Below are 16,674 nucleotides of genomic sequence, written 5' to 3'. Positions count from 1 at the left end.
GATAATGAACCTATCTGGTGTAAGATCCGCGGAAATCGCCTGCTGTATGCTCAAAAAGGAGACGGATACAGTGCTTTTCACACTGAAAAAAATCGTTGGTGGCCTGATGCTGCCGTTACCCCTTTTACTTTTGGTTATCGGGGCCGGAATTGCGCTGGTCTGGTTTAGCCGCTGGCAGAAAACCGGCAAGGTGTTTATCAGCGTCGGCTGGCTTTTACTGCTGCTTTTAAGCATCCAGCCGGTGGCGGATCGCCTGCTGAAACCGATAGAAGAGAGCTACCCGACCTGGCACGGTAGCGAGCGGGTGCAGTATATCGTTGTGCTGGGCGGTGGTTATACGTGGAATGACGCCTGGGCGCCAAGTTCGAACCTGATTAGTAACAGCTTGCCGCGGCTTAATGAAGGTATCCGCTTATGGCGGGCTAATCCCGGTGCAAAAATGATCTTTACCGGCGCGGCGGCCAAAACCAACCCGGTAAGCACCGCAGAAGCGGGCGCCAGGGTTGCCGAGAGCCTCGGCGTGCCGCGCAGCGATATCATCACCCTTGATCAGCCTAAGGATACCGAAGAGGAAGCGTCTGCGGTGAAACAGGCTATCGGCGATGCACCTTTCCTGCTGGTGACCTCCGCGTCGCATCTGCCGAGAGCAATGATCTTCTTCCAGCACGTTGGGTTAAAACCGCTGCCTGCGCCGGCAAACCAGCTGGCCATCGACTCACCGCTTAACCCGTGGGAGCGTGTGATCCCTTCCCCGGTCTGGCTGATGCACAGTGACCGGGTGGGTTATGAGACGCTGGGACGCATCTGGCAGTGGCTAAAAGGGAGTTCAGGCCAGCCAGGGGAGCAGTGATTTCGAGGCCAGATCGACATTGGCACGGTTGAAGCGACCGGTATTCACCAGCTGCGCCACTTCGTCCCACAGCAGATAGAGCCAGCGCCGCCAGATAAACGACTCGGCAACCGGCGCGCGCTGTAAATAGTGCCACAGCAACCCTTCCGCCTGCGGGCCATCCACCAGGCGGAAGAGTTCATACTCTCGCGGTGCCCACAGCATAATGCCGGGGCCAACCATCGCCAGCAGCTGATCGCTGCGGGCATCTTTCAGCATGCTGCGCAGGTTAAAACTGCCGTGCACCAACACGCAGTTGTCGTTGAATCCTTCAAACAGAGCGGGCAAGCATTCGCGGGTGCGAAACAGCAGGCGCTTATCCTGCATCGTCAGGCCGGTATTTTGATATTGATTGAGGGTAGTCCAGAGCACTTCGACGCGCTGACGATACCAGGAGGGCCAGATATTCTCCTGGGTGCTGTCGACGGTGCCCACGCAGCCGTGGCTATCCTGACGATGCCAGGAGAGCAGCCCCTCAACAATTTGATCTTTGAGCTGCTCCCAGCGCTCCGGCGTGCGCGCAGGTGCTTCAACCGGCACGCCGCGCAGACGTTCAATCAGCAACACGTCAGGACCGGGGTGCTCTTCGTGAGTCATTACGCCATAAACCACCGGCATGCGCACCGTGCCGCTGCGGGCGAGCATTGAGATTTTCCACGCCAGCTGTTGTGCCAGCCCCGGGGTGGTAAAGCTTCTAGCCATCAGTGGCATCGGGTTTCCCCGGCTGTCATACAGCGTCCAGAGCGCCGAATCAGGTTTTTCACTGACGCACTCCATGCGGCTTAATTTCTCTCCCAGCAGATGGCTGAGTTCGGCGCGAAGTTGTTCCATAGCAATGCCCCTACAAAAACGACTGCTTTTATAATGAGCGCCATACCGGGAGATGTCACCCCAATGAGATCAAAACAGGGTGATTATTTGACGAGCCAGAGCAAATCCCCTCCGGGCGGAGGGGATGAGTAGGTTAACGCATCGCCTGGCGGACGCGTTCAAGATCCTCTGGCGTATCAACGCCGGTGCCGGGGACCACGCTTGCTACATCGACGTGGATTCTTTCGCCGTACCACAACACGCGCAACTGCTCGAGCATCTCGATCTGCTCCAGCGGGCTGGTTTGCCAGCTGACATAGCGGCGAATAAAACCAGCACGATAGCCATAGATGCCGATATGACGCAGGAAGCTGTCGCCGATGGTCTCACGCGAGGCGGCAAAACGGTCGCGATCCCACGGAATGGTGGCACGCGAGAAGTAGAGCGCGTAGCCCTGCGCATCCATTACCACTTTCACCGCATTGGGGTTGAAGGCCTCTTCTGCACTCTCAATCGGCACAGCCAGCGTTGCCATACCGACATCGCGGCGCGCGGCCAGATTGTCGGCGACCTGGCGAATGATCGCCGGCGGGATCATCGGCTCATCACCCTGTACGTTAACGATCACTGTCTCATCACTGAAACCACATTTTTCAACGACTTCAGCAAGACGCTCGGTGCCGGACTGATGATCCGCGCGGGTCATGCACACTTCGCCGCCCACCGCCTGCACCGCCTCCCTCACCTCTTCGTTATCGGTAGCAACGATAATACGCTCAGCGCCAGATTCGCGAGCGCGCTCCAGCACATGCACCACCATCGGTTTACCGTTGATGTCGACCAGCGGCTTACCCGGGAGGCGCGTCGAGGCGTAGCGCGCGGGAATAATTACCACAAAGCTCATGGACGGCTCTCTTCTGGGGTTAACGCGCGGGCTTCGGTTTCCAGCAGCACAGGAATGCCTTCGCGTACCGGGAAAGCCAGGCTGTCGACTTTGCAGATCAGCTCCTGCTTATCCTGGGTGTAGTTGAGTTTGCCGTTGCAGACCGGGCAGGCAATTATTTCGAGTAAACGGTGATCCATCTTTCCTCCTGAGAAACCGATGATGAGCGGATTGAACTTATCATAGGCAATTATGACGCCGCGTCTATCTCCAGACCGGCACGCGATGATGAAAACAGGCCATTGGGCAGGCGTGAAAAGGTAATGCGCTGCGCACCTTGCCAGCGCGCGAAGTCGGTAATCGCACGCTGTAGCCCCTTCTCCAGCTGAAGCGACGGGGAAATGCCCTCTTCCAGAAACAGCGCAATCACTTCAAGCACGCCGGTTTTGCGGTGCATTTTTGCATCCATCCGCCCGACCAGCCGCCCCCGGTGCAGCAAAGGCAGGACAAAATAGCCATATTGCCGCTTCGGTGCCGGGGTATAACACTCCAGCCGGTAGCTGAAGCCAAATAGTTGTTCCGCTCGCTTGCGATCCCAGACCACCGGATCGAACGGCGAGAGCACCGCGCTGTGGGTGGCGGTGAGTTTGTCCGCCTGCGCCTGTTCCAGCAGCGGCAGCAAAGAGGCGTGTAACCACGCAGGTCCTAGCCCCTCGACATTAACCGGTAATATGGTTTGCGCCTCTTGCATCTGCGCCAATGCCTGAGCAAGCGCCGGGCGACGCAGGCGATAGTAATCCGCCAGCCACTGCGCACGGAACAGGCCAAGGCTGCGGGCGCTCTTTTCCAGCATGATGGCTTCGGCCTGCTCCTGCGAGAGCAGATCGCGCACATCGTCCCACTGCGGCATCACGCGCTGCGTCAGATCGTAGACGCGCTGGAAATTACGCCGCTCAATGACCATTACTTTTCCGGCGGTGAACAGCCCCTCCAGATAACGCTTATGGGGTTTCCACTCCCACCAGCCGCTGGTGCCTTTGCGCGGATGTTCAAAATCAGCGGATCGCACCGGACCATGCTCCTCAATGTGTGCAATAAGCTGCTCAATCTCAGCCGCATGCTCCTGCATCCACGCCTGGCGATACTTCCACCCCATTTTGTCGGGTGCCAGCATGCGGTGACGGACGAGGGCAAAATCCTCGCGCGGCAGAAAGCAGGCTTCATGCGCCCAGTACTCCATCAACTCGCCGTTGCGCAGGGCATCATCCAGCCAGCGCGGCTCAAAGGCGCCGAGACGGCTGAACAACACCAGATAAGGGCTGCGGGCGACGATATTAATGGTATCGATCTGCAACAGTGACATACGCCGGATAGTCGAGAGGATATCCTCCGGTTTTGCACGTCGGGAAGGTTTTTGCAGCAGACCCTGCGCGGCGAGATGGAGATGGCGAGCGGCGGTAATCGAAAGTTGCGGCACAGACATAGGCGTTCCTGTTGATGAAACAGGGCGCAGCCGAGGCGGCTATCCTCAGCGCACCAGTGTGAGCAGATCCAGCAATAATTTTTCGGCCGCATCGCCCGCAAGCTCGGCATCAACCGGCAGATACCACCAGTTAGCCTGCGCAAATGGACGACATTTAACGGCATCTTTTTCCGTCATCACCAGCGTTTCACCGGGCTGAAGCAGCGCGTCAACATCCTTCTGTGCCAGCGCCTGGTGATCCGCCAGCGCCACGCTGCGCTTAAGCGTTGCGCCACACTCAGCAAGGGTGGCGAAAAAGCGCGGAGGGTGGCCAATTCCCGCCATCGCGACAATCTGGCCAAGCTCGTTTACCGTACGGCGCTCGCCCGTCAGCAGATTGACCGCCAGACCTGGACGCAAACGCATGGCGATTTCACCCGTCTGCGGCGTACCGCCGTTGGCGATCACGGCATCGACGCTTTTCAGGCGCGACGCGCGTTCACGCATCGGCCCCGCCGGCAGCCACCAGCCATTGCCGAAGCGCCGCACGCCGTCTACCACCACAATCTCTTTATCACGCGCCAGCCGATAGTGTTGTAAACCATCGTCGGTAACGATCAGCTGCAGCGGATGCTGCGACAATAAAGCGTTGACCGCTTCACATCTGTCAGGCGAAACCGCCACCGGCGCGCCGGTACGCTGATAAATCAGCACCGGCTCATCCCCCGCCTGCGCTGTTGACGTTTCAGGCGTCAACAGCAGCGGATAGCGATCGGCCTTACCCCCGTAGCCGCGCGAGACCACTCCCACGCGGATACCGAGCTGCTGTAGCTGCTCGACCAGCCAGATAACCACTGGCGTTTTACCATTGCCGCCCGCCGTCAGGTTACCGACAACGACCACTGGCACCGGGGCGCGCCAGGCTTTTTTTAATCCGATACGATAAGCAAACCGGATTGCGCCACTCACCAGGCCATAGAGCCAGGAGAGCGGCAGCAGCAACAGCCACAGCGGGGATTCACCGGACCAGATGCGCGCGATCATTCGCCAAACTGCATCTTATGAAGCTGCGCATACGCCCCACGCTGCGCCAGCAGCTCGGTGTGGCTACCGCGCTCGACAATGCGGCCATCTTCCACCACCACAATTTCGTCGGCCTGTTCAATGGTCGACAAACGGTGCGCGATGACCATCGAGGTGCGGTTTTTCTGCAGCTCATTCAGCGCTGCCTGAATGGCGCGCTCGGACTCGGTATCGAGTGCAGAGGTCGCCTCATCAAGGATCAGGATCGGGCTGTCGCGCAGCAGCGCGCGCGCGATGGCGATGCGCTGACGCTGACCACCAGAGAGCAGAACGCCATTTTCACCAATGATGGTATCGAGACCGTTATCCATCTTATTGATAAAGTCGAGGGCATAGGCCATCTCAGCGGCACGCTCAATCTCTTCGCGGCTGTACTCTTCCGTACGCGCATAGGCAATGTTGTTCGCCACGGTATCGTTGAAGAGGTGGACGTTTTGAGAAACCAGTGCGACCTGGTTGCGCAGTGAAGAGAGCGTGTACTCGCGCAGGTCGTGACCATCCAGCAGGATTTCACCCTCATCGATATCGTAGAAGCGCGTGATCAGGCTGGCAATGGTGGTTTTACCTGAGCCAGAGCGCCCTACCAGCGCGACGGTTTTACCGGCCGGAATGGTGAGATTGATATTACGCAGCGCTGGGGTTTCACGCCCGGGATAGGTAAAGGTCACATTGCGGAACTCAAGATCGCCACGCGCACGTTCAATATTGCGGCTGCCTTCATCTTTCTCTTGCTCGCTATCGAGGATGGCAAACAGCGTCTGGCAGGCCGCCATTCCGCGCTGGAACTGCGCGTTGACGTTGGTCAGCGATTTTAGCGGACGCATCAGTGCAATCATCGACGAGAAGACCACGGTGATAGTACCGGCCGTCAGCGTCGCCATGACGCTCGGGAAGCTCGCGGCATAGAGCACAAAGGCCAGCGCCAGAGAAGCGATAAGCTGAATAATCGGGTCGGAGATGGAGGAGGCCGAAACCATTTTCATTCCCTGCAGGCGCATTTTGTTGCTGACTTTGTCAAAGCGGCTTGTTTCCACTTCCTGCCCGCCAAACATCAGCACCTCTTTGTGCCCTTTTAGCATCTGCTCTGCGCTGGTTGTCACCTGCCCCATGGTGTTTTGCATATTCTTACTGATGCTGCGAAAACGTTTGGAGACAACGCGAATGGCGATCGACACAATCGGTGCCAGCACGATCAGAATCAGCGACAGCTGCCAGCTGTACCAGAACATCATGATAAACAGCCCGATGATTGAGGCACCTTCGCGCACAACGGTGATCAACGCGCCGGACGACGATGACGCCACCTGCTCTGAGTCATAAGTAATGCGTGACAGCAAGGTGCCGGTGGACTGTTTGTCGAAGAAGGAGACCGGCATGCCCATCATATGGCTGAACAGGCGACGGCGGATGGTCATCACCACTTTGCCGGAAACCCAGGAGATGCAGTAACTCGAAATGTAGCTGGTGATGCCGCGCAGGATCATCAGGCCAATTACCACCAGCGGCATCCATAGCAGCACTGAGCGATCCGTTTTACCAAAACCATCGTCCAGTAACGGTTTGAGGAGCGATAACATGAAGGTATCGCTGGCTGCGTTGAGGATTAACGCGATCGCCGACACGATCAGCCCCGCTTTAAAAGGCGCAATAGTCGGCCATAGACGGCGGAATGTCTGCCATGTAGAGAGATCTTTGTCGTTATGCATTCAAAAAACCAGCACTTGTTGAAATAGCCGCATATTCTACCCGTTATCTTGGGGGACGCCAAACCACTGATGATACCAACGTGGTAAAAGTTGATCGCGTAAGCTGTGGATTTCCCAGCCCTGAGGCGAAAATGAAACGGTGATCTGCCCCTGATGAGGCGTGTCGTACCACTGATAGCCTTGCTGCTGGTAACGTTTTTTAACCTTCGCCGAGGGCAAACGCCAGGCGTTATAACGCGAAGCTGACGCCAGTGCCGCCGCGCCGCCGACACGCTGTATAAAGGGCAAGGTCGAAGAGCTCTGGCTTCCGTGGTGAGGCACCTGCATCAGTGTAGCCTGCAAATGCGCCCAGTAATGGCTGAGCATCGCCATCTCCCCCTGCCCTTCAATATCACCGGTGAGCAGCACGCTGTAGCGTCCATCCTCTACCTTCACCACGCAGGAGCGGTTATTGCCCTGCGAGCGTGTCTCTTTTAGCGGCCAATGCGCGGTAAAGGTTAATCCCTGCCATTGCCAACGCTCGCCGCGAAAACAGGGCGCATGCCCTGCCCAACCAATGGGACTTCTGATCCACAACTGCGGCCAGACCTTCAGCAACGAATCCAGGCCGCCGCGATGATCGAGGTGATCGTGACTGAGAATTATCCCTTCCGGCCGCAGCCCGCGCCAGCGCAGCCAGGGCGCAATCAACTGCGCGCCACTGTCTCCGCCGGGCCACGCGGTACCGGTATCATACAGCAGCGCTCTTCCCCGACGCTCTATCACCATCGCCAGGCCCTGCCCGACATCCAGCATATGCACTGACCAGTTATCAGGCCGCGCGCTGCGCCAGACGGGATAAGCGAGCAGTGTCAGGCAACCCAGACAGATGGCAGGGATCGTGCGCCACAGGCGAAAGCGTAGCGCAATCAGTAGCAGCCAGGGCGCAAAGGAGAGCCATTGCCAACGCGTGTCTATATTGACCCAGCCGGGCGGTAACCCGCGCAAAAACGTAAACAGCGCCTCCAGGCTCATATCCGCCAGCGCCCAGCAGAGCGACTGCAAAACCATGGAGTCGGACAGATGCAGCAGCATCCCGGCCAGAATAAGCGGCACTGTCACAAACGTCACCAGCGGGACGGCAATCAGATTCGCCACCAGCGCGCTCAGGCTCAGACCATGAAAGATAGCGAGCTGCATTGGCAGTAAAAGCAACAGCATCCCGACCTGCAAATGCAGCAGGTTCAGCGCGCCTCGCCCGAGCCGCGTGCGCACCTTCAGCGGCGCAGGAAACCACTGAAACCAGAACAGCAAAGCTGCAACGGCAAAAGCGGAGAGCCAGAGACTATCAGAGAGCACCGCCAGCGGATCGATAAACAGAATCGCGGCCACGCAACATATCCACACCTGCCAGGGCGACCACTGCCTGCCGGAAAGACGCAGCAGCGCCCAGACGCAAAGCGATATTGCCGTGCGCAGCGCTGGCGGTTGTAACCCCGTAAGCCAGGCGTAGCAGACCGCGCAAACTAGTCCGGTTAAGAGTGGAAAACGCCAGTTAATGCAATGTGCAGGTAAGAGAAGCTGTGCGGCTCGGGCAAACAGCCAGCCAAGCATCGCGGCCAGCGCGATATGTAAGCCAGAAATCGCCATCAAATGCGCGGTTCCCGTCTGACGGAAGGCCTCCTTTATCTCCGGGCTAAGTGCTGCACGCTCACCCATACCGAGCGCAAGAATAACGGCTTTCCACTGCCGTTCAGCCAGTACTTCGCTCAGCGAGTGAAGATAGTCTGCATGCCAGCTGCAGCGCGATTGCAGTAAGCTGGCATCGATAAAGCGACCGGTGAGCGGTTGATGCGAGGCCAGCGCGTAGCGCTGCGCATCAAAGCCACCTTCGTTCAGTTGCCCATGAACGGCCCGCGCGCGAATGGTCATCGCCCAGCGCTGCCCGGCGCAGGCCGGGGCGGGCAGATATTGCCCGTAGAGCGTAATGCCCGGAGCGGCAAGAAGCCACTTACCATCAAGACGCAGGATTTTCCCCTGGTGACGAGTCGCGTTATCAGTTTGGGTAATTTCAAACTCGATCTGGCGATGCGCTGCTGGCAGGTGCTGGGCCGGCCAAACAGCCTGCATTGCGGCAAGGATCCCCCATGCAAAAAAAAGCAGCGTCATGCCAACGTAGCGCAATACTAGGTAGCGTTGGCAACCCAGCAGAGTTCCGGCAATGATGACGCACCAGAGTGTGCTGATGCCCGGCAGTGCCGGCAGCCATGCAAGCGGCATAATCCCGAGCGTAATACAGGCAGCCAGCGCGGTCAGTCTCATCCTTACCTCCGTGTTATGAGGCGCAGTATGAGATGCAGAGATAGCGATGTCAGGAGCGTTTTCCGCGGCTTGCGGCGCGTGTCGGGGGGTGTTTACAGGGTTACACTACAGCGACATATTTTTGCGAGGTAGGCCGAAAAAATTAGCGATGCTAAAAACGAAAAAAGCACCCCAATGGGTGCTCTTTCGACGAGTAAACGTTAGCGTTGGCTAAGGCTTATTCATAAATATTGGCGCGGTCACGTAATTCTTTACCCGGCTTAAAGTGCGGAACGTATTTACCTTCCAGATCCACTTTATCGCCTGTTTTTGGGTTACGCCCGGTGCGTGGTGCACGATAGTGCAGGGAGAAACTGCCGAAACCGCGGATCTCAATGCGCTCGCCCTGGGCAAGAGTAGAGGCCATATGCTCCAGCATCTCTTTCACTGCATCTTCAACAGCTTTAGCCGGAATATGCGATTGCTGGCTTGCAAGTCTTTCGATCAATTCTGACTTGGTCATGATTGCTCCGGTCTCCTTCAACGCAAGGTTAGCTTAGTAGCTTGAACAAGGGCGGCCGTAGCCGCCCTTTGTCATTGATTACAGGACGAATCTTGTAATCTGTCAAGTTGCTCATCATCAATTGCGCTATAACGGTCGACTTACGTCGCGCTACAGCGCAAATGAGACAGCGTGCTTGATTACTCGCCTTTAGCTGCTTTGAAAGCTTCAGCCATAGCGTTAGAGAAGTTGCCTTCTTCCTGTTTGTTGTTAACAGAAGCAATTGCATCTTTCTCGTCAGCTTCGTCTTTCGCACGAACAGACAGGCTAACTACGCGGTTTTTACGGTCAACGCCGGTGAATTTAGCTTCAACATCGTCGCCAACATTCAGAACCAGAGTTGCGTCTTCAACGCGGTCACGGGAAGCTTCAGAAGCGCGCAGGTAACCTTCAACGCCGTCAGCCAGTTCTACGGTTGCGCCTTTAGCGTCAACTGCAGTGACTTTACCGTTTACGATTGCGCCTTTCTTGTTCAGTGCAACGTAGTTGTTGAACGGATCTTCTGCGAGCTGTTTAACGCCCAAGGAGATACGCTCACGCTCTGCGTCAACCTGCAGAACAACGGCTGCGATTTCGTCGCCTTTTTTGTATTCACGAACTGCTTCTTCGCCTGCAACGTTCCAGGAGATGTCAGACAGGTGAACCAGGCCGTCGATACCGCCGTCCAGGCCGATGAAGATACCAAAGTCAGTGATAGACTTGATTTTACCTTCAACGCGGTCGCCCTTGTTGTGGGTTTCAGCGAACTGCTGCCACGGGTTGGATTTGCACTGCTTCAGGCCCAGGGAGATACGACGACGTTCTTCGTCGATATCCAGAACCATAACTTCCACTACGTCGCCAACGTTAACAACTTTGGACGGGTGGATGTTTTTGTTGGTCCAATCCATTTCGGAAACGTGAACCAGGCCTTCAACGCCTTCTTCGATTTCAACGAAGCAGCCGTAGTCGGTCAGGTTGGTCACGCGGCCAGTCAGCTTGGTGCCTTCCGGGTAGCGTTTAGCGATAGCAACCCACGGATCTTCGCCCAGCTGTTTCAGGCCCAGAGATACACGGGTACGCTCGCGATCGAACTTCAGCACTTTAACAGTGATTTCGTCGCCAACGTTTACGATTTCGCTCGGATGCTTAACGCGTTTCCATGCCATATCAGTGATATGCAGCAGGCCGTCAACGCCGCCCAGATCAACGAATGCACCGTAGTCAGTGAGGTTCTTAACGATACCTTTAACTTCCATGCCTTCCTGCAGGTTTTCCAGCAGCTGATCGCGCTCTGCGCTGTTTTCGGATTCGATAACCGCACGACGGGAAACAACAACGTTGTTACGCTTCTGGTCAAGCTTGATTACTTTGAATTCAAGCTCTTTGCCTTCCAGGTGCAGAGTGTCACGGACCGGACGAACGTCTACCAGGGAACCCGGCAGGAACGCGCGAATACCGTTGAGCTCAACAGTGAAGCCGCCCTTGACTTTGCCGTTGATAACACCGGTAACAGTTTCAGCGTCTTCGTAAGCTTTTTCCAGCGTGATCCAAGCTTCGTGACGTTTCGCTTTCTCACGGGACAGCAGGGTTTCACCGAAGCCGTCTTCTACTGCATCCAGAGCAACGTCAACTTCGTCACCAACCTGGATTTCCAGCTCGCCCTGGGCGTTTTTGAACTGCTCAGCCGGAATGGCGGACTCAGATTTCAGACCGGCGTCAACCAGTACGATATCTTTGTCGATAGCAACAACAACACCGCGGACAATGGAACCCGGGCGGGTTTCGATTTCTTTCAGGGACTCTTCAAAGAGTTGAGCAAAAGATTCAGTCATATTGATAATCTTCAGGATTCTTCAATTTAACGTCCACCTGGCTTCATGCCGGATGGGGTTGTTTCACATGCCTGCTCACAATCCATTGCAGCAGGGGGTACTACGAATTCGGTCGCATATGTTATGCGAGAGCCAACTTTTGGCGGGCGTATTGTAGCGCTTTTTCAATCACTTGCTCAATGCTTAAGCGGGTAGAATCCAGCACTAAAGCATCGGCAGCGGGAACCAGCGGTGCAACAGGACGATTACGATCGCGGTCGTCTCGTTCCTTTATCTCAGCCAAAAGGCGTTCAAAGTTAACACTAAAGCCCTTCTCCTGCAACTGTAGCATGCGGCGATGCGCACGCTCGTCCGCCGAGGCGTCGAGGAAAATTTTTACCGGCGCATCGGGGAAAACCACCGTGCCCATATCGCGGCCATCGGCAATAAGACCGGGCGCTTCACGGAAGGCGCGCTGGCGACGCAACAGCGCCTCACGCACGCGCGGGAACGCAGCAATCTGCGACGCGGCATTGGCCACTTCCTGGGTACGAATTTCGCCGCTGACATCTTCGCCTTCGAGGATCACTTCCAGATGACCGTCGGTTGAGACAAAACGCACATCAAGGTGCACGGCGAGCGGCACCAGTACATCTTCCGAAGAGACATCAACGTGATGATGCAGTGCGGCCAGCGCCAGCACACGATAAATTGCGCCTGAATCTAACAGATGCCATTGCAACGCTTCCGCCATTGCCTTGCAAAGCGTGCCTTTTCCCGCACCGCTTGGCCCATCAATGGTGATTACCGGGGCAATTGCCGTCATCTTTTTCTCCTTAATCAAGGCATATCGTTATATAACGCCGCGCATTATACGCGCCAACGCGCACGAAAGTTACTGCTGCGTGCGAATAACGAAAGAGTATGAGGCTGAGTGTAGATTAATTGCGCGGGAGTACGGGCTGATTTGCACCAGCCCGGAATAAAACTTACTTCTTGCTATCTGCGGCGATACGGTCGCGGATATGCTTCGCACGCTCAGCTGACGGCGGGTGAGAATCAAACATCGATTTCTCAGAACCGGCATCCAGCTTCGCCAGCTTGTCAAAGCTGGTAACCAGACCCTGACGGCTGATGTTACGTTTTTTCAGCAGATCGTAGGAGAAATCATCCGCTGCGGACTCCTGGCTACGGGAGAAGGCAGAGTTGATCAGGTTCTCACCCAGATCGCCCAGCTGAGACTGGGAGAGCTGTGCACCTGCCGCGCTGCTGGCGGAGATCGCATCACGCGCGGCCAGTGTGGCATACGCGGTTTGCATCGCTTTACGGCTATGACCCAGCGCAACGTGGCCCATTTCATGGCCCAGAACCGCTTCAACTTCGTTGTTGGTCATCATGTCCATCAGACCGCTATAGACACGAATACAGCCGTTCGCCATCGCCCACGCGTTCACTTCTTTGGTCATATAGACTTTGTAAGTGACTGGCGTGCCATCGATGTTGTTGCCCAGCGCTTTAGCAATCTTGTTCAGACGCTTCGCGTAGGTGCTCGATGCAGGCGCGATGGTGTTTTGCTTGTCCATCTCAGCACATGACTGCTCAGAAAGCGTTTTCACATCCGCGTCGCTCAGCGTCGCCGCTTTATAAGCAGACATACCGGATTTGGTCAGCGCATCCGTATCAATACCACCCATGTTCTTACAACCAGAGACAAGCGTTGCTGCTACGAGGCAGCTAAAAATCATTGTTTTTTTCATTGACAGTCCATGTATTAACTAACTGAATTGAGGGAAAGAGTCCCGCGCAAATGGTAGCACAGCGCAACGGCTTTTCACCCTCTTAACAATGGCAGGTAATTGCGCCCCGCAGAGGATGCGGGGCGGTAAGAACATCAGGCAAGCGTACTGATACGCGCTAACTGCTCGAAGTAATCAGGGAAAGTTTTCGCCGTGCATTTCGGATCGAGAATGGTGACCGCCGTATCCGACAGCGCCACCAGCGAGAAACACATCGCCATGCGGTGATCGTTATAGGTGCCAATCTCTGCAACCTGCAGCGCAGCTGGCGGCGTCACGCGAATAAAGTCTTCCCCCTCCTCCACCGTTGCGCCCACTTTGCGCAGCTCCGTCGCCATGGCGAAGAGGCGATCGGTCTCCTTCACGCGCCAGTTGTAGATATTACGCAGCGTAGTAGTACCCTTCGCGAAGAGTGCCGTAGTGGCGATGGTCATCGCCGCATCGGGAATATGGTTCATGTCCATATCGATGGCGTTCAGCTCGCCGCGCGAACAGGCAATATAATCTTCGCCCCAGACCACGGTCGCGCCCATTTTTTCCAGCACATCGGCAAAACGAATATCGCCCTGCACGCTATTACGACCAATACCGGTCACCTTGACTGTACCGCCTTTAATGGCCGCAGCCGCAAGGAAGTAGGAGGCAGACGAGGCATCGCCTTCAACCAGGTAGTGTCCCGGCGACTGATAGTGCTGCCCGCCACGCACGACAAAACGCTGGTACTGCTGGTTATCAACGTCAACGCCAAAAGTTTTCATCAGATGCAGAGTAATGTCGATATAGGGTTTCGACACCAGATCGCCTTTGATGGTGATCACCGTATCCTGCGGCGCCAGTGGCGCGGTCATCAGCAGCGCGGTTAAGAACTGGCTGGAGACGCTGCCATCAACGCTCACTTCGCCGCCGTTGAACCCGCCGCGCAGGCGCAGAGGCGGATAGTGCTCCTGCTCAAGGTAGTCGATCTTCGCCCCGCCCTGACGCAGCGCGTCAACGAGATGACCAATCGGGCGCTCTTTCATGCGCGGCTCGCCGGTCAATACCACGTCGCCGTCGCCCAGGCAGAGCGCGGCTGCCAGCGGACGCATCGCCGTACCAGCATTACCGAGGAATAACTCAACTTTTTCTGCCGCGTTCAGCGGGCCGCCCACGCCGGTCACTTCACAGCGGGTGCGATCGGCTGACAGCGTATAGTGAACCCCCAGCGTAGTCAGGGCATTAAGCATATGGCGAACATCGTCGCTGTCCAGCAGGTTGGTCAGCACGGTGGTGCCACGGGCAAATGCGGCAAGCAGCAAGGCGCGGTTTGAAACACTCTTTGAACCAGGCAGATTGATGGTGCCATCCACACGCGCGATGGGTTGTAACGTCAGGGATTCCATGAAACTTCACTCTCTACGGACAAAATAAAACCCCGCAGCCCGGCTGCGGGGATGGTCATTACTGCATTAACCGTGACGGCGTTCGAACTCAACCATAAAGTCCGTCAGCGCCTGCACGCCCGCCAGCGGCATGGCGTTATAGATGGAAGCACGCATGCCGCCCACCACACGGTGGCCTTTCAGCGCGTGCAGGCCAGCGGCAAACGACTCTTCGAGGAAGAGTTTATCGAGCGCGCTGTCAGCCAGCTGGAAAGGGACGTTCATACGTGAGCGGTTCGCCTTCGCCACATCGTTACGGTAGAAATCACTACCGTCGATCACGCCATACAGCAGATCGGCTTTTTGCTGGTTGATGCGGTCCATCGCTGCCACGCCACCCTGCTGCTTCAGCCATTTGAATACCAGGCCGGAGAGGTACCAGGCAAAGGTCGGCGGGGTGTTGAACATCGAATCGTTATCGTTAAGCACGCTGTAATCAAGAATCGACGGGCAGGACTGGTGCGCTTTACCGAGCAAATCTTCACGCACAATAACCAGCGTTAATCCCGCCGGGCCAATGTTTTTCTGCGCACCGGCGTAAATCACGCCAAAGCGGCTGACATCAAGGGGGGCAGAAAGAATGGTAGAGGAGAAATCCGCTGCCACCACCACATCGCCAAAGTCCGGCGTTTCGTCAATGGCAATGCCGTCGATCGTTTCGTTCGGGCAGTAGTGCAGATAGGCTGCGTTGTCGCTCAGCTGCCAGTCGCGCATCGGTTTAACCGCGCGCAGGCCGTCGAGGGTGGTTTTGGCATCGATAACGTTCGGCGTGCAGTACTTCTTCGCCTCTTTGACGGCGCTTGCCGCCCAGTAACCGGCATCGACATAATCCGCGGTGGTTTTATCGCCCAGCAGATTGAGCGGAACGCCAGCGAACTGGCCGCGGCCACCGCCGTGACAAAACAGCACTTTGTAGTTGGAGGGGATATTGAGCAGATCGCGAAAATCCTTTTCTGCCTCTTCCGCCACCTGGATAAACTCTTTGCCACGGTGGCTGATTTCCATCACCGACGTGCCGAGACCTTGCCAGTCGCACAACTCCTGCTGAGCCTGCTTAAGCACATCCGCCGGTAATACGGCCGGGCCAGAACTAAAATTGAAAACCTGCGTCATTTCCCCTTACCACCCTATAAAGCAAAACGTTTTTCCTGTGACATCGGTTTTATCATTCACCGCCACAGGCCGCAACGAGTAATCAGAGGCAGGGGAAAGTTGTGCGCCCCATCACATAGCAGAATGTTTTGTCAGTCGAAAGCAGATCCGATAAAAACCCTGTTATGTGACGCGAATCGCCCTGCTGGCCTTCGACCATTCCGGATTTGCGCAGCGCGGGCAGGCTTTTTTTTCACCCGCCTGCAGCGCAGAAATTTTACTGCAGCGGACGCAAACATAATCGCCCGCTTCCGGCACGGTGATAAAACGCTCGCTGCACCCCTCTGGCAGAATGCAGAGCCCGGGTTTGACCTCTTCATCAATATAGTAATAGACGCTGAGTTGGCCGTTGGTCTCCATAATCGCCAGCCGCACCTGCCCGAGCTGCTCGACGCCGTTGTTGCGCAGCTCCATAAAGAACTCGAACTCTGTCATGTTCTCTTTATGCAGCCTCTCCCACTCCAGCTCGCCCTCTTTAATAATGACGATCGGCTTGCCCTCGAGCAGATCTTCCAGCTTTTCGCTATGCGACATCAGCCACATCACCAGACGGTAGAGCAGCGCGAGGGTAATAAAGACCACCAGCACCGGCAGCATGGGGACATCATCATAGAAAGCGACGTCACCCGCCGCCGAGCCAAGGGTCAAAATAATCAACACTTCAAACAGCGACATCTGCCGTACGCCGCGTCGACCAGTGATTTTGAGGAACAGAAAAACCAGTACAAAGGTGTAGAGACTGCGCAGGGCCACTTCGCCCAGAAATTCGAGGGGAACCTTGTCGAGCGCCATGCGATGCAGGTCAAACGCTTTCATTTTTAATGCCTTAACAGTGAGTTA

At 56.3% G+C, this 16,674-nt stretch carries 15 protein-coding genes; 1 reads left to right on the top strand and 14 read right to left on the bottom strand.

The features are described 5' to 3' along the window. Positions 1-70: 70 nt before the first annotated feature. Positions 71-850 carry an envelope biogenesis factor ElyC gene (gene elyC / locus BWI95_RS13475; RefSeq protein ID WP_076770315.1) on the top strand — a complete coding sequence of 260 codons (780 nt, stop codon included), beginning with the start codon at positions 71-73 and terminating at the stop codon, positions 848-850. Here elyC and BWI95_RS13470 read toward each other — a convergent pair. The 14 genes from BWI95_RS13470 to BWI95_RS13405 form a co-directional block, all read right to left on the bottom strand. Next, positions 827-1,720: a YcbJ family phosphotransferase gene (locus BWI95_RS13470; RefSeq protein WP_023481603.1), complete on the bottom strand. Its 894-nt coding sequence runs from the start codon at positions 1,718-1,720 to the stop codon at positions 827-829. The genes elyC and BWI95_RS13470 overlap by 24 nt on opposite strands. A gap of 133 nt (positions 1,721-1,853) precedes the next feature. Continuing rightward, positions 1,854-2,603 carry a 3-deoxy-manno-octulosonate cytidylyltransferase gene (gene kdsB, locus BWI95_RS13465; protein ID WP_054803094.1) on the bottom strand — a complete coding sequence of 250 codons (750 nt, stop codon included), beginning with the start codon at positions 2,601-2,603 and terminating at the stop codon, positions 1,854-1,856. Continuing rightward, the gene (locus BWI95_RS13460; protein WP_054803093.1) at positions 2,600-2,782 is read right to left on the bottom strand and encodes a Trm112 family protein; all 183 of its coding nucleotides are present in this window, start codon (positions 2,780-2,782) and stop codon (positions 2,600-2,602) included. The genes kdsB and BWI95_RS13460 overlap by 4 nt, the downstream gene beginning before the upstream one ends. Positions 2,783-2,832: 50 nt before the next feature. Next, complete coding sequence (locus tag BWI95_RS13455; RefSeq protein WP_054803092.1) at positions 2,833-4,065, bottom strand: winged helix-turn-helix domain-containing protein; 1,233 nt, start codon at positions 4,063-4,065, stop codon at positions 2,833-2,835. 45 nt (positions 4,066-4,110) lie between these two features. Beyond that, on the bottom strand, positions 4,111-5,088 hold the full coding sequence (lpxK, locus tag BWI95_RS13450) for a tetraacyldisaccharide 4'-kinase (protein WP_054803091.1): 978 nt from the start codon (positions 5,086-5,088) through the stop codon (positions 4,111-4,113). Next, positions 5,085-6,833: a lipid A ABC transporter ATP-binding protein/permease MsbA gene (gene msbA / locus BWI95_RS13445; protein ID WP_054803090.1), complete on the bottom strand. Its 1,749-nt coding sequence runs from the start codon at positions 6,831-6,833 to the stop codon at positions 5,085-5,087. Before msbA ends, lpxK begins: the two co-directional genes overlap by 4 nt. Positions 6,834-6,869: 36 nt before the next feature. Further along, positions 6,870-9,134, bottom strand: coding sequence for a ComEC family protein (locus tag BWI95_RS13440; protein WP_076769638.1), 2,265 nt, complete (start codon positions 9,132-9,134; stop codon positions 6,870-6,872). Between the two features lie 217 nt (positions 9,135-9,351). Then, the gene (gene ihfB / locus BWI95_RS13435; RefSeq protein WP_007374142.1) at positions 9,352-9,636 is read right to left on the bottom strand and encodes an integration host factor subunit beta; all 285 of its coding nucleotides are present in this window, start codon (positions 9,634-9,636) and stop codon (positions 9,352-9,354) included. Between the two features lie 179 nt (positions 9,637-9,815). Next, a complete protein-coding gene (gene rpsA / locus BWI95_RS13430; RefSeq protein ID WP_023481457.1) occupies positions 9,816-11,489 on the bottom strand; it encodes a 30S ribosomal protein S1 in 1,674 nt (557 codons plus the stop codon). Between the two features lie 121 nt (positions 11,490-11,610). After that, positions 11,611-12,294 carry a (d)CMP kinase gene (gene cmk, locus BWI95_RS13425; protein WP_023481374.1) on the bottom strand — a complete coding sequence of 228 codons (684 nt, stop codon included), beginning with the start codon at positions 12,292-12,294 and terminating at the stop codon, positions 11,611-11,613. Positions 12,295-12,457: 163 nt separating this feature from the next. Then, complete coding sequence (loiP, locus tag BWI95_RS13420) at positions 12,458-13,225, bottom strand: metalloprotease LoiP (protein ID WP_023481474.1); 768 nt, start codon at positions 13,223-13,225, stop codon at positions 12,458-12,460. 134 nt (positions 13,226-13,359) lie between these two features. Then, a complete protein-coding gene (gene aroA, locus BWI95_RS13415) occupies positions 13,360-14,643 on the bottom strand; it encodes a 3-phosphoshikimate 1-carboxyvinyltransferase (protein WP_054803089.1) in 1,284 nt (427 codons plus the stop codon). Positions 14,644-14,709: 66 nt separating this feature from the next. Beyond that, entirely contained in the window at positions 14,710-15,795 is a 1,086-nt protein-coding gene (gene serC, locus BWI95_RS13410; protein ID WP_023481286.1) for a 3-phosphoserine/phosphohydroxythreonine transaminase, read from the bottom strand. 162 nt (positions 15,796-15,957) lie between these two features. Continuing rightward, positions 15,958-16,650, bottom strand: coding sequence for a DUF421 domain-containing protein (locus BWI95_RS13405; RefSeq protein ID WP_054803088.1), 693 nt, complete (start codon positions 16,648-16,650; stop codon positions 15,958-15,960). Positions 16,651-16,674 lie beyond the last annotated feature (24 nt).

This window comes from Kosakonia cowanii JCM 10956 = DSM 18146 (genome assembly GCF_001975225.1).
In the GTDB taxonomy this organism is placed as follows: domain Bacteria; phylum Pseudomonadota; class Gammaproteobacteria; order Enterobacterales; family Enterobacteriaceae; genus Kosakonia; species Kosakonia cowanii.
The sequence above is the reverse complement of the archived record's forward strand: the minus strand, read 5'-3'. Positions and strand labels throughout refer to the sequence as shown.

Excerpts from the sequence above, each read along its gene's own strand:
- rpsA (WP_023481457.1), bottom strand. The coding sequence starts at position 11,489 with ATGACTGAATCTTTTGCTCAACTCTTTGAAGAGTCCCTGAAAGAAATC.
- BWI95_RS13470 (WP_023481603.1), bottom strand. The coding sequence starts at position 1,720 with ATGGAACAACTTCGCGCCGAACTCAGCCATCTGCTGGGAGAGAAATTA.
- msbA (WP_054803090.1), bottom strand. The coding sequence starts at position 6,833 with ATGCATAACGACAAAGATCTCTCTACATGGCAGACATTCCGCCGTCTA.
- serC (WP_023481286.1), bottom strand. The coding sequence starts at position 15,795 with ATGACGCAGGTTTTCAATTTTAGTTCTGGCCCGGCCGTATTACCGGCG.
- kdsB (WP_054803094.1), bottom strand. The coding sequence starts at position 2,603 with ATGAGCTTTGTGGTAATTATTCCCGCGCGCTACGCCTCGACGCGCCTC.
- lpxK (WP_054803091.1), bottom strand. The coding sequence starts at position 5,088 with ATGATCGCGCGCATCTGGTCCGGTGAATCCCCGCTGTGGCTGTTGCTG.
- cmk (WP_023481374.1), bottom strand. The coding sequence starts at position 12,294 with ATGACGGCAATTGCCCCGGTAATCACCATTGATGGGCCAAGCGGTGCG.
- BWI95_RS13405 (WP_054803088.1), bottom strand. The coding sequence starts at position 16,650 with ATGAAAGCGTTTGACCTGCATCGCATGGCGCTCGACAAGGTTCCCCTC.
- BWI95_RS13460 (WP_054803093.1), bottom strand. The coding sequence starts at position 2,782 with ATGGATCACCGTTTACTCGAAATAATTGCCTGCCCGGTCTGCAACGGC.
- loiP (WP_023481474.1), bottom strand. The coding sequence starts at position 13,225 with ATGAAAAAAACAATGATTTTTAGCTGCCTCGTAGCAGCAACGCTTGTC.
- ihfB (WP_007374142.1), bottom strand. The coding sequence starts at position 9,636 with ATGACCAAGTCAGAATTGATCGAAAGACTTGCAAGCCAGCAATCGCAT.
- aroA (WP_054803089.1), bottom strand. The coding sequence starts at position 14,643 with ATGGAATCCCTGACGTTACAACCCATCGCGCGTGTGGATGGCACCATC.
- BWI95_RS13440 (WP_076769638.1), bottom strand. The coding sequence starts at position 9,134 with ATGAGACTGACCGCGCTGGCTGCCTGTATTACGCTCGGGATTATGCCG.
- BWI95_RS13455 (WP_054803092.1), bottom strand. The coding sequence starts at position 4,065 with ATGTCTGTGCCGCAACTTTCGATTACCGCCGCTCGCCATCTCCATCTC.